12 protein-coding genes, 1 pseudogene and 1 riboswitch are annotated in these 12,047 nt (G+C 62.7%); of the genes and pseudogenes, 11 read left to right on the forward strand and 2 right to left on the reverse strand.

From position 1 onward, the window contains the following. Positions 1-143 precede the first annotated feature (143 nt). The 3 genes and pseudogenes from AC15MQ_RS14880 to AC15MQ_RS14890 all read left to right on the forward strand — a co-directional run bounded on the left by AC15MQ_RS14880 (position 144) and on the right by AC15MQ_RS14890 (position 2,809). Positions 144-1,509 (forward strand): annotated as a pseudogene (locus AC15MQ_RS14880) (IS4 family transposase). Between the two features lie 27 nt (positions 1,510-1,536). Then, positions 1,537-2,325, forward strand: a complete 789-nt coding sequence (gene otnI / locus AC15MQ_RS14885) for a 2-oxo-tetronate isomerase (RefSeq protein ID WP_332336503.1) — start codon at positions 1,537-1,539, stop codon at positions 2,323-2,325. A gap of 109 nt (positions 2,326-2,434) precedes the next feature. Further along, positions 2,435-2,809, forward strand: coding sequence for a hypothetical protein (locus AC15MQ_RS14890; protein ID WP_332362345.1), 375 nt, complete (start codon positions 2,435-2,437; stop codon positions 2,807-2,809). Here the strand turns inward: AC15MQ_RS14890 and AC15MQ_RS14895 are convergent. Beyond that, a complete protein-coding gene (locus tag AC15MQ_RS14895) occupies positions 2,806-3,300 on the reverse strand; it encodes a C40 family peptidase (protein WP_287651872.1) in 495 nt (164 codons plus the stop codon). The genes AC15MQ_RS14890 and AC15MQ_RS14895 overlap by 4 nt on opposite strands. Positions 3,301-3,345: 45 nt before the next feature. Between AC15MQ_RS14895 and AC15MQ_RS14900 the strand changes: the two genes are divergently transcribed. From AC15MQ_RS14900 to AC15MQ_RS14915, 4 genes are all read left to right on the forward strand, one after another. After that, the gene (locus tag AC15MQ_RS14900) at positions 3,346-4,797 is read left to right on the forward strand and encodes an NAD-dependent succinate-semialdehyde dehydrogenase (RefSeq protein WP_332336501.1); all 1,452 of its coding nucleotides are present in this window, start codon (positions 3,346-3,348) and stop codon (positions 4,795-4,797) included. A 17-nt stretch (positions 4,798-4,814) separates the two neighbouring features. Next, the gene (locus AC15MQ_RS14905; RefSeq protein WP_332336500.1) at positions 4,815-5,489 is read left to right on the forward strand and encodes a glycine-rich domain-containing protein; all 675 of its coding nucleotides are present in this window, start codon (positions 4,815-4,817) and stop codon (positions 5,487-5,489) included. Positions 5,490-5,761: 272 nt separating this feature from the next. Next, positions 5,762-5,965, forward strand: a complete 204-nt coding sequence (locus AC15MQ_RS14910) for a CsbD family protein (protein WP_287651869.1) — start codon at positions 5,762-5,764, stop codon at positions 5,963-5,965. A 176-nt stretch (positions 5,966-6,141) separates the two neighbouring features. Further along, the gene (locus tag AC15MQ_RS14915) at positions 6,142-6,951 is read left to right on the forward strand and encodes an HDOD domain-containing protein (RefSeq protein WP_332336499.1); all 810 of its coding nucleotides are present in this window, start codon (positions 6,142-6,144) and stop codon (positions 6,949-6,951) included. Between the two features lie 32 nt (positions 6,952-6,983). Then, a riboswitch (cyclic di-GMP riboswitch) is annotated at positions 6,984-7,082 on the forward strand. A gap of 118 nt (positions 7,083-7,200) precedes the next feature. Here AC15MQ_RS14915 and AC15MQ_RS14920 read toward each other — a convergent pair. Then, a complete protein-coding gene (locus AC15MQ_RS14920; protein ID WP_332336498.1) occupies positions 7,201-7,332 on the reverse strand; it encodes a hypothetical protein in 132 nt (43 codons plus the stop codon). Positions 7,333-7,362: 30 nt separating this feature from the next. Here AC15MQ_RS14920 and AC15MQ_RS14925 point away from each other — a divergent pair, with 30 nt between their 5' ends. The 4 genes from AC15MQ_RS14925 (at position 7,363) to AC15MQ_RS14940 (ending at position 12,021) form a co-directional block, all read left to right on the forward strand. Then, the gene (locus AC15MQ_RS14925; RefSeq protein WP_332336497.1) at positions 7,363-9,444 is read left to right on the forward strand and encodes a DUF1631 family protein; all 2,082 of its coding nucleotides are present in this window, start codon (positions 7,363-7,365) and stop codon (positions 9,442-9,444) included. A gap of 108 nt (positions 9,445-9,552) precedes the next feature. Continuing rightward, positions 9,553-9,726: a hypothetical protein gene (locus tag AC15MQ_RS14930; protein ID WP_332336496.1), complete on the forward strand. Its 174-nt coding sequence runs from the start codon at positions 9,553-9,555 to the stop codon at positions 9,724-9,726. Beyond that, positions 9,723-11,174 carry a hypothetical protein gene (locus AC15MQ_RS14935; RefSeq protein WP_483080505.1) on the forward strand — a complete coding sequence of 484 codons (1,452 nt, stop codon included), beginning with the start codon at positions 9,723-9,725 and terminating at the stop codon, positions 11,172-11,174. Before AC15MQ_RS14930 ends, AC15MQ_RS14935 begins: the two co-directional genes overlap by 4 nt. Positions 11,175-11,208: 34 nt before the next feature. Further along, a complete protein-coding gene (locus AC15MQ_RS14940; RefSeq protein ID WP_287651864.1) occupies positions 11,209-12,021 on the forward strand; it encodes an endonuclease/exonuclease/phosphatase family protein in 813 nt (270 codons plus the stop codon). Positions 12,022-12,047: the final 26 nt, after the last annotated feature.

The following is a 12,047-nucleotide window of genomic DNA, read 5'->3' on the forward strand; positions in this document are numbered from 1 at the left end:
TCGCGAGGTTTCGCCCATACCTTTACACACAACTCATTGAGCATGTTTCGCCGATTTCGTGACTGTAGTGGAGCGATGATTGCGCAAGCGTTTTCGATCTTGCGCGCAGCCATCTGTGCGGGATGCTGTATGGTGTGCGCCCTTTGAGTGGGGCGATGTGCATGGACAAGTGGGCTGCAGAAGAATTTGGCGGAGCAGAACTTGGAGACGGTCGTCTGACCAATCGACTGATCAAGATCGCGAGCGATTTTGCCGACAAACCCACGGCGAGTATCCCGGGCGCCTGTTCGGGCTGGGCCGAAACGCAGGCGGTCTACCGCTTTTTCGATCAGGCCAGCGAGAAGAAGCAGGATCCTCGGGTGGGAAGACATCCTGACACCGCACATGGACGCGCACCATCGACCGAATGCGCCAGCATCCCGTGGTCCTGTGTCTGCAGGACACCACCGAACTTGACTTCAATGGCCAGTCCATCGAGGGACTGGGGCCACTCAGTTACGAGGCTCAGCGCGGCTTGTATCTGCATCCCACCTATGTCGTGACCCCGGACCGGGAACCGCTGGGGGTCATTGACGCCTGGCTCTGGGCACGGGAATTCAAGGATGCCGACGGAAACCGTCCGGGAATTCTCGAGAGCACCCGCTGGATAGAAGGCTACGAACGGGTGACCGAAGCCGCCGTCACGATGCCCGGCACCCGTCTTGTCTACGTGGCCGACCGGGAAGCCGATATGTCTTGGGCTGATGCAACGGGCGCAGGCTCTGGAAACGCCGGCCGACTGGCTGGTCCGTTCCCAACACAATCGCTGTCTTCCTGCGGGCGGCAAACTGTGGGCAAAAGTCCGCGCGGGCGAAGCGCTGGGCGAGATCGAATTCCTCCTGCCCGCGCGTGGCGGGCAAGCCGCCCGTCTCGTGCGCCAGAGGCTCTTTGCCTGTCGCGCCGAGTTGCCCAACGGCCAAGGCGGACTGCTCACCGTGACCTGCGTGATTGCTCAGGAAATCGGGGCACCCAAAGGCGTCAAGCCCATCGAATGGCGCTTGGCTGACCAATCGCGAGGCCGACGGCTTCGAAGCTGTTGTGACGTTGATCGACTGGTATCGCGCGCGGTGGGAAATCGAGATTTTCTTCCATGTCCTGAAGAATGGTTGTCGGGTGGAAGCCCTGCAACTGGGACATATCGACAAGATCGAGCTGGCCTTGGCGGTTTACCTGGTCGTGGCGTGGCGCTTGGCGCACCTCGTTCGACTTGGGCGCACCCATCCGGACTTGTCCGCCTGCGAGTTGTTCAGTGAGGCGGAATGGAAGGGCGCATACATCCTGGCTGAGAAAACGCCGCCCGCCACACCGCCCAACCTCCGCGAGATGATCCGACACATCGCCATGCTCGGCGGCTTCCTCGGCCGGAAGTGCGATGGCGAACCCGGCGTCAAGACCCTCTGGCTGGGCTTCGCGAGGCTCCGAGACTTCGTCCGAGGAGTGGAACATATGCGTTCAATTTATGCAACATGACTTGTGTGTAAGGATATGGGTTTCGCCATGTGTCGTTTCGCTGCCAATCTCTCCATGATGTATCCCGAGCATGCCTTCACCGATCGCTTTGCAGCGGCGGCGAAGGATGGCTTCAAAGCCGTGGAATACCTGTTTCCGTACGAGTATGAAGGTTCACTCCTGCAGTCATTGCTTGCCGATAACGCGCTGACCCAGGCGCTGTTCAACGCTCCGCCAGGGGACTGGGCTGCCGGCGAGCGCGGTCTTGCTTCCTTGCCGGGGCGCCAAGACGAGTTCAAGCACTCGATCGACACCGCCCTGGAGTACGCCCGTCTGTTGGGCAACCGGAAACTGCACGTCATGGCCGGCCTGATCCGGCCGGATCAGGGGCGTGCCCGCCATCGCGCGGTGTACCTGGACAACCTGGCCTACGCCGCGCGTCTCGCTGCCGCCGACGGCATCACCATCGTCATCGAACCGATCAACACCCGCGACATCCCCGGTTTCTTCCTCAACCGACAGGATGAAGCGCAGGCGATCTGCGCCGAGGTGGCCACCGATAACCTGCAGGTGCAGTTCGATCTCTATCACTGCCAGATCGTCGAAGGAGATCTGGCCACCAGGCTGAAGCGCGACATGGTGCGGCCGCACGCCGGTATTGGCCATATCCAGATTGCCGGCGTACCCGACCGGAATGAGCCGGATGTCGGTGAGGTCAACTATCCCTATCTGTTCGACGTGATTGACAGCCTGGGGTATCAGGGCTGGATAGGCTGTGAATATCGTCCGCGTGCCGGCACCTCCGAAGGACTTGGGTGGCTCAGGCCCTGGCTGTAGTTTGCATAACCGCTATTCGCAGTAGCTCCCACTTGCGAATCTGGTCCTCATTCATACGCGGGGCGTCGGGGACCAGGCTGCTTACGTAGAAGCGGCGATCAACAGCGGTTTGTCCCTTGATCGTCCGCTCGATCGTCACCCTCGCGAACGACTTCAGGTCTGGCCAGCGCTCTGGAGCGCGCAGGTAGCCAAGCTGGTCGAAGACATGACACCGCCGGACTTCCAGGCGGCCATGATCCCTCTAGACGACTTCGTGAAACTGATGGGGCGTCTTGGCTGGTTCCAATTCGATGACGAGATCGGTCGGCTGCGCGAGGCGAACATTCTCTATCTCGTCGTCGCCAAGTTCTGCGACGTGGACCTGCACCCGAACACGGTGCCGAACGAGCAGATGGGGCTGATCTTCGAGAACCTCATCCGGCACTTCAACGAACTGACCAACCCGCTGCAAGATTTTCCCCTCCACGGAGGGCTTGCCGGTTAGTCGAAGTAGGTCCGTGCCGCATCGAAGCGCTGCGCGAAGTAGCGGGCATCGAGTTGATCAATGCGCACCCGGCCGCTGCTCGACGGGGCGTGAACGAATCGATCGTCACCTATGTAGACGCCGACGTGCGAATAAGCCGCGTTGCGGGTATTGAAGAACACCAGGTCGCCGGGACGCAGCCCCGTACGTTCGACCGGGCGGCCACGCCGGGCAATGTCGGCCGCGCTGCCGCTTACCCGGAGGCCCACCGCGCGGTTGTAGATATAGGAAACCATGCCACTGCAGTCGAGGCCCGCTTCAGGGTTCTTGCCGCCGAAGCGGTAACCCGTATCGATCAGACTGAGAGCAAACATCACCACGTCGTGGCCCTTGTAGCTGCTCGTCGGATGCCGGGTCGGCGGCTCGGGCAGTTTTTCCGGCAGCGGTGTCTTGCCGGCACAGGCGACCAGCAGCAGGGAAACGGCTCCCGCGAAGAGGATATGGACACGCATGGTGCACAGTATAAACTGCAGATTTTCAGATTTCGGGGAATTGCCATGCACCTCACCGACCCGCGCCTGCTGCGCTCGAACTGTTACCTAGACGGACGTTGGGAGGCTGCCGATGACGGCCGCACCCTGCTGGTCAGCAACCCGGCCGACGGCGAGATTATCGGCGAGGTCCCAATGATGGCGGCGGTCGAGACTCGGCGTGCGATCGCCGCTGCGGCGGGGGCGCTATCGGCCTGGCAGGCGAAGACGGCCAAGGAACGCGCTGCCGTCCTGCGACAGTGGCATGGGTTGATTCTTGCCAATGGCGAGGATCTGGCGCGGCTGATTACGGCTGAATGTGGCAAACCGATCGGCGAAGCACGCGGCGAGGTAGCCTACGGCGCATCATTCGTCGAGTGGTTTGCCGAGGAGGGCAAGCGCGCCTACGGCGAAAGCATTCCGAGCCCGACCGCCGATCGGCGTCTGCTGACCATCCGACAGCCGGTGGGGGTGTGTGCGGCGATCACGCCGTGGAATTTCCCGCTGGCGATGATCACCCGCAAGGTGGCACCGGCGCTTGCGGCTGGCTGTACGGTGGTGGTCAAGCCGGCCGAGCAGACGCCATTGACGGCTCTGGCACTGGCGCGCCTGGCGCACGATGCCGGTCTGGCGGCGGGGGTTCTCAACGTGCTGACCGGCGATCCGGTAGCTATCGGAGGCGCGCTGACCGCCAGCCCGGTGGTTCGCAAACTGTCGTTCACCGGGTCCACCGAGATTGGTCGTCTGCTCATGGCGCAGTGCGCACCGACGATCAAGAAGCTTTCGCTTGAGCTTGGCGGGAACGCGCCGTTCATCGTCTTCGACGATGCGGATATTGCGGCCGCAGTCGAAGGCGCCATCATCGCCAAGTATCGCAACACCGGACAGACCTGCGTCTGTGCCAACCGGCTGCTGGTTCAGGACCGAGTCTACGATCGCTTCGTCGAGCAATTGGCCAGGCGCGTAGAGTCGCTGAAGGTGGGGCCAGGGAACGACGAAGGCGTCGCTCAGGGGCCGCTGATCGACGCGGCGGCGCTGGCCAAGGTCGAAGCGCATATCGCCGACGCCGTTGCCGGGGGCGCGCGCGTGGTCACCGGTGGCCACCGGCACGAGCGCGGCGGCACGTTCTTCACGCCAACGGTTCTCGCTGACGTCAAGCCGGAGATGCTGCTGGCGCGCGAAGAGACTTTCGGGCCAGTGGCGCCGGTCTTCCGGTTTTCGAGCGAGGCAGAGGCCGTCGGGATGGCCAACGACACCGAGTTCGGTCTGGCAGCATACTTCTACAGCCGCGATATCGCGCGCTGCCTGCGCGTTGGTGAAGCACTCGAGTACGGCATGATCGGCGTTAACACCGGCCTGATCTCGAATGAAGTGGCCCCCTTCGGGGGTGTCAAGCAGTCGGGAATCGGCCGCGAGGGCTCCAGGCATGGGCTGGACGAGTATCTGGAAATCAAGTACCTGTGTTTCAGTACACTTTGATGGCGCGGGCACTCTAGATGAAGCTGATGGTCGTGTTGTTGTTCGTCGCCCTGATCGCCGCAGCGATCTACTGGTGGCGCTCGTTGCTCAGGCAGCGCTCCACGTTCATTGACGCTTATCCCTACGCGAAGTTTCTCGATCGACGTCTGGCGGCACGGCGGCCCGAACTGGACGAAGCGCAGCGGGTGTTGGTCTTTGACGGCTTGCGCGAATACTTCCAGCTGTGCCGGGAGGCCAGGAATCGGCTGGTGGCTATGCCATCACAGGTGGTCGATGACGCCTGGCACGAGTTCATTCTGTTTACCCGCCAGTATCAGCAATTCTGCGAGCGTGGGCTGGGGCGCTTTCTGCACCACACGCCGGCTGAAGCGATGCGTGCGCCGACCGACGCGCAGGATGGAATCAAGCGCGCTTGGCGGCTTGCGTGCAGACGCGATGGGATCGATCCGAAAGCGCCGCAGTCGCTGCCGATGCTTTTTGCGCTTGATGGCCTGCTCGGGATCACCGGGGGTTTTGTCTATCAGCTCGACTGCCTGGCCGCAACCCGCGACGGCACGGGTTATTGCGCCGGCCACATCAGTTGCGGGGGTGGCTGTGGCGGGAGCAGCGGCTGTGGCGGAGACAGCGACGGCGGCGGGTCAGGCGGCGACGGTTGTGGCGGGGGAGGGTGCGGCGGCGGTGGCGGTGACTGAAGCAGCGGCGTGCAGACCGCGTCTGTGAGCCGCAATGTTTGTCCTTTCAAGGGCTTAAAGGCATCCGCCGGTGACCGACAACTGTTCTTTGATACAGGCCGGGGCCGATCGCCTGCCACTGGTGCAAACCCGTATGTTGGTCAGCGCACAGAGCCTGCCAGCGCTTTTCATTAGCCTTGGTACTTGGCCACGACGAAATGATTCGTGGGCTTCAGAGCACGAGCCGAGTCCGGCTTGTGTATCAGCGGTACCAACCAAGCTAGGAGTTCATCATGAACAAGGATCAAGTCAAGGGCGCAGCAAAAGACCTCGGTGGGACGATTCAGGAACAGGTCGGCAAGTTGACCGGTAGCACGGAGCAGCAGGCAAAGGGTGTCAAAAATCAGGTTGAAGGCAAGCTGCAACAACATCTCGGCGACCTGAAAGAGAACGCCAGTGACGCTCGGGACGCCGTCAAGAAAGCCGTGAACCCGTAGGACAACGCGGTCTCGACTGCAAGCGCTGGCTGCCGATGGTTTGCCGGCAACTTGGCATGTTGCCGAGTTGCCGGCAAATGTTAACAAGGCTATGGTACCCATTGCCTGCGGGATGACAAGGAACAGTCAGCTGATGTAATGTGCGCTTTTGGTTCCGACCGAGAGGTTTCCCCACCATGAGCGCTCTGGACCAGGTCATCGCGGAAGTCGGGCGCGGTGAGGTCGCTTTCCCCACCCACGCCGATGTCGCCTTCCGGGTGCGTCTTGCCCTTGATGATCCGGATTTGCATCTGGGCCAGGTCGCGCAGCTTGTCCTGGCGGAACCTCTGTTGGCCGCACGGGTGGTGGCGTTAGCTAATTCGGTGGCGTTCAACCGCTGGGGGCAGCATGTAGCCGACGTGCAAAGTGCCGTAACCCGGCTGGGAACCCGCTTCGTGCGCACCCTGGCCACGGCGGTTGTGATGCGTCAGATGACCAGCGGCTTGCGCTCGCCGGACTGCCGCGCACTTTCGGAGCGGCTCTGGGAGCACACCGCACATGTGGCCGCGCTGGCCCATGTGCTGGCGCGGCGCTTTCTGCGCCCTTTGGCTGATGTGGCGCTGTTTGCCGGGATGGTCCACGAGGTGGGGGGCTTTTTTCTGATCTCACGCACCGAACTGCATCCCGACCTATTCGTGGCTGGCAGCATACTGTCGCCGGAAGTCGACAGGTTGATCGGCCAGGCTGTGCTGAAAGCGCTGGCTGTACCGCAAGAAGTTGTCGAAGCGGTGGAAATGCTCTGGGAGCCGAGGTCAGGCAGTTTTCCACCCGTTGACCTGAGTGATGTCCTTTCATTGGCGCACCGCCTGACGCCGATCCCTTCGCCGCTGCACAGTCCGGACGCTGAGGACGTGGCGGGAGACGTCCAGGCGGCACCCCTTCTGGCCGAGATACTCGAAAAATCTGGCGAGGAGATGGAGTCGCTGATAAGCGCCTTGCACTATTGAGACTATTGGTGTAGATTCTAAACAGCTAGTCTTACTGAAAAAGGCAAACCCGTCGAAAGGCGGGGACGCAAAGTCACCGGTCTACAGAAAACGGAGTTGTCGCCGCTTTCTAGGACGGCGGGACCGCCAGGCGAACAGATGCAGCATCAGGACCATGAACAGCGCTGCATCCTTGACCAGAAGCCCGTCGGTGCCCTGAGGGGCCAAACTGCCGCTCCGAGACAGTGACCTTGCGCCAACCCGCCACATTTAGCGGTTTGGCAGTGCGTGTTTTTTCAGCGCCAGCGGCAAGGAGAATCGGTGATGGCAGTCCCAGTTCCAGCAAATAACGTGATCAGGTTCCCTGAAGGGGTTCGTGGCGCGCTCGTTGATGTCGATCATCCCGGTGTCCTCACAGAGGCACGGGATCTCATGGGGTGCAAGCTCCGTGACGCCTTCAGGTCGGTGCTGCCCCGAGTCGAGGAGGAACTGCTCAGCAAAGGTGACGTCGCTTGCGGACGCGCGCAAAGGGTCCTGTTCTACCACACGGGAGAAGCGATTCACGCCAAAGCGCCGCAGCTCGAAGGCGCTTTGCTCGCCAAGTGGTCAGCACTCTTCACGCAGGCATGCCGTGCTTCGAACAAGGGCAGACGTGGTGCTGCCAGCAGCCCTCCACAAGAACTGCAATTGGTTGACTTTGGCGCCATGGACGAGGAACTGGTCGTCAAGGCCATCGCTGGCAGCCTTCGTAGTCAGTGTGACGAGGGGCTGTTTGCCATTGGGCGCCGGCTGGCGTTCTTGTCTGGAGAACCGGAAGGCAGCCTGCCCATAGAACATCTCATCGCCGAATCGCTGGGCGGTGCATTCGAGGATGCCGGGTTGGTCGGCAAGGCGAAGCTGGAAATCCTGCAACTCATGGAGCGCCACGCCGTCGATGTCTTTGGCCCGACCATTGACGATTTGAATGCTTTCTTGATTGGCCGTGGTGTGCTGCCACAGCTTTCCCGAACCTGCTCCCCGTCACCAAACCAACCGCGCAACGCGACTGACCCCGGCAAGCCTGCCGAATCTGCCGACCTCTTTGCTTTGCTGCAGGAACTCGTGCGCCCGCAGCAAGTGTCCGCAGGGACGGGCGGCGCTGGCGCTGGCTGTGGCCCTTCCACCGGCGTGTCCATGGGCGGTGCGTCGCCCGCCGGCATGGCCGTTGCCATGGAGCAGGTCATGGCCTCTCTGGATACCCTGCAGAGGGCGGTGCCGGTGCAAACGGCCGCGGCATTGATGGACAACGTCTTGCGGCAGTTCCATAGCAGTGACGCAGGCCAGAACCTCGACTATCTGCATTCCGTCACCGTGGATATCGTTGCCACCCTCTTTGACTTCATCTTCGACGACGCTTCTGTCGCCGACCCGATCAAGGCCCTGGTTGCGCGCATGCAGATTCCGGTGCTGAAGGTCGCCATGTTGGACAAGACTTTCTTTTCGAGCAAGTCGCATCCGGCGCGGCGCCTGCTGGACGGGATTTCGCGAGCGGCGGTGCGTTGCGGCCCGCAAGCGGGTCACGATAATCCCTTGTACGCGCGGGTCGCGGAAATCGTCGAACGGCTGCAGAACGAGTTCAGTCAGGATACCGAATTGTTCGATACGCTGTGCATCGAACTGGAGGCATTCCTTGAAAGCCAGGAGGCTGCAGCCGATGCCCACGCCGTCAACGCGGCGCCACTGGTTGCCGAACAGGAGCGCTACGAACTCGCGGCTGCGGCAGCCGATCACGCCCTCGTCGGCTGGCTGGCGATGCCACTGCCATCGGCGGTGACTGATCTGCTGGACAACGAATGGCGCAAACTCCTCGTTCGGCACTCTATGGACGGTGACAATGCCGCCTGGGAGGCAGCCATGGACACGGTCAGTGAACTGGTGGCGAGCGTCGACATCCCGTCGGATGTGCCAAGCCGGAAGCGGCTGGCGGCCCGCTTGCCGACCCTGGTTCGCCGCATCTGCAACGGGCTTGGCCGCCTGGAGATGGCAGATGATCGCCGCCTGGCCCTGATCGATGCGCTCTTCAGTGTGCATGCCGCGGTCCTGCGGGGTACGGCACCGCCAATCGTCACTCCACGGCCGGTGTTGCCGGTGGCAGAGCCCGTGCCGGTCAGCCTTGCCCGCGAGCAGGTCGTGCGCGGCGAAACGCAGATCGAACGAATTTCACTGGCCGGGGCCAATGAACTACCCCCTTCGCGAGACAGGGCAGACGTACTGTCGCTGGTGGGAAGCCTGCAGCGTGGCGATTGGGTCGAATTTGCGAATCCGGAATCCGGACCCTTGCGTTATCGCCTATCGTGGATTAGCCCGCAGCGAGGCATTCTGCTATTCACTACCTCGCAGTCGCCGCGTGCGATATCGGTGACCCCGAATGCCCTGGCGCTCCAGATCGAGCGCGGTGAAGCGATCCTCATGCCGCCGGAACCGATGTTCGATCGCGCCGTTAACCGCGCACTGCAAAAACTGAAGGCTGCGTAACTCTGGTCACGACTGGAGTCCGGAAGTGTTGCCGCCGGTGAGTCAACGCTGCGCAGCTTCAGCGGCCGCAACACGCTGACGCCCTTACCTTCGCCAAAGCGTTCGAGCGTGCGCCTCGACTACGATGCACAGTTCGAACTGGCAGCGCCACTGCCGCCAGTGGGGAGGCGACTTTTTGGCGTCAGCGCGATCCGGCGCACGATGCGCGAGCAGTTCGAGGCGATGCTGCGCGAGATCGCACGACGTCAGGCGTGGCTCGCGGTTGGGGAGGATGCCGGATGAGACTTTCACTGGGCCTGGTGGTGGCATGCTGCGTGTTGCCCGGTTGCGCCAGCGTCGACCCCTATGCGCACGCTCCGGTCACCCAGACGCTGCAGCGTGAAGACGCGCTGGGTGAATGTGCTCGGCGGTTTCAGGCCAGTGACGCATTGATCGATACGATCGGCACGCGTGATGCGCAGGAGCCACGTGTGCCGGGTTTTCCCTACTTGCGGGTTGATCGCGTTCTGGCGAGGCTGGCTCCAACCGCAGCTGGCGAAGTCGAGCAGACGTTGGCGTGGAGGGAAGCGCTGGCGGCGCTGGATGATGCCGCGCGTCGTTTTGAACTGGGTAACGCGGGTGTCGACGGTGCGCTGGCAACTGCACTGACCACCTGTCGGCAGCAACTGGCGTTAGCCGATCGCCACGATCTACCCATGCTGATCGACGCTGCCAGGGTGCCCGACGACTACTCGAACAGCATGCGTGCGCTCGGCCTGTATCCGCTGACGCGGCATGCCTTCGCTGCCGGAATACGGAACTGGCAGCGCGACACGCTGGCGGATTTCGCCACGCACGCCGTCACCGACCCGGTCGCGCATCGTCGTCTCCGCTACATCCCGGCAGAATCGCCGGACGGCGTGCCGATGCTCAATGAACCCGCAGCACCGGGGCTGCCCCTGATGTCGCCTTCCGAATTGGCGCGCCTGATTGTACGCCATGCGCCCCGATTCGAGATTGAAACCGCCAGCGACGACGATCGCCCTGGGGCCGTCACCTGGCAGAGCGACCAGACAGGACATCTACAGATCGGCATTGCCCGCGAGCAACCCGTGCTGTACGTCCGCAGCAGCCATGCGCAACTGGACGGCCACTGGCTGCTGCAACTGATATACACTGTCTGGCTACCGGCGCGCCCAGCGCTCGGAGCCTACGATGTGCTCGCCGGCCGTCTCGACGGCGTCGTTTGGCGGGTCACCCTGGCCGAGAACGGAAGTCCCCTGATCTACGACACCATCCATCCCTGCGGTTGCTACCACCTGTTCATTCCCACCGAGCACGTGCACGCGCGGCCGCAACCCGAGACCATCGAGGAAGGGCTCTTCATTCCACAAGCCTTGCGTGCGCCGGCACCACACCAGCGTGTGGTGCTCAAACTGGCGGCGTTTACGCACTATCTGCAGCGGGCCGGGATCGAGTCTGCGCGTCGCGATGACGGGGTCGTCCTGGCACTGCGCGATGAGCACCAGCTACGTGCGCTGCCGCTGCCGGGCGGCGGAACACGCAGCGCGTTCATGCCTGACGGTCTGGTCGCCGGCAGCGAGCGGCTGGAGCGGTTTTTCTTCTGGCCAATGGGGATACGCAGCGCGGGCCAGATGCGGCAATGGGGGCGACAGGCGACGGCTTTTGTCGGGCGGCGCCATTTTGACGATCCAGCCTTGCTGGATCGCTATTTCGAGCGTTTGCCGTGAGCCGCGATCAGGCCGGTGCGTGTCGGGTGCGGCGATGAGGCTCAGGGTCGCGACTTATAACATTCACAAGGGCGTCACCGGTATCCGGGGACGGCCGCGTATTCACGATGTCCGCCTGGCGCTGGATGCGATCGACGCCGACATCGTCTTCCTGCAGGAAGTGCAGGACCGCAACGAGCGGCTGGCATCGCAGCCCGGCTACCCGATATCCGGTACGCAACTGGACTTCCTTGCCACGGGTGCCTACGCGCACCGCGCCTACGGCATGAACGCCGTCTATCCGCATGGACACCATGGCAACGCGATTCTCTCGCGCCACCGCATTGTGGACTTCACGAATCACGACATCTCCGACCATCTGCTGGAAAAGCGGGGTCTGCTGCACGCGGTGACGCGCTTCGGCCGTGGCAAGGGCCGGGACGTGCACCTGATTTGCGTGCATCTCGGCCTGATCAAGCGCAGTCGCCTTCGTCAGGCCATTTTTCTTGCCGACTTCGTACAGCGCGAAGTGCCGGCCAAGTCTCCTCTGATCATTGCCGGCGACTTCAACGACTGGCAGCAACGAGTCGACGGTCTGCTGCGCGACCGGCTCGGCGTCGATGAAGTCGCCGTGGCCGCCACGTCGGCGACGCCCGACCGCGGGGTCCTCGACTGGCTGCTGCCGTGGCGCACCGTCAGCGATACGCAGGCCGGAGTGGCGCGTACCTTCCCGAGTTTTGCCCCGTGGCTGACGCTCGACCGCATCTATGTGCGCGGTTTTCGGGTGCTCGACATGCACGTTCCGAAAGGCCTTGCCTGGGCTCGCTGTTCGGACCACGCTCCGCTGATTGCCGAGCTCGAACTATGACTCGTGTGCTGTTCGTGAGGCCTGGA

Source organism: Candidatus Accumulibacter propinquus (assembly GCF_056856495.1).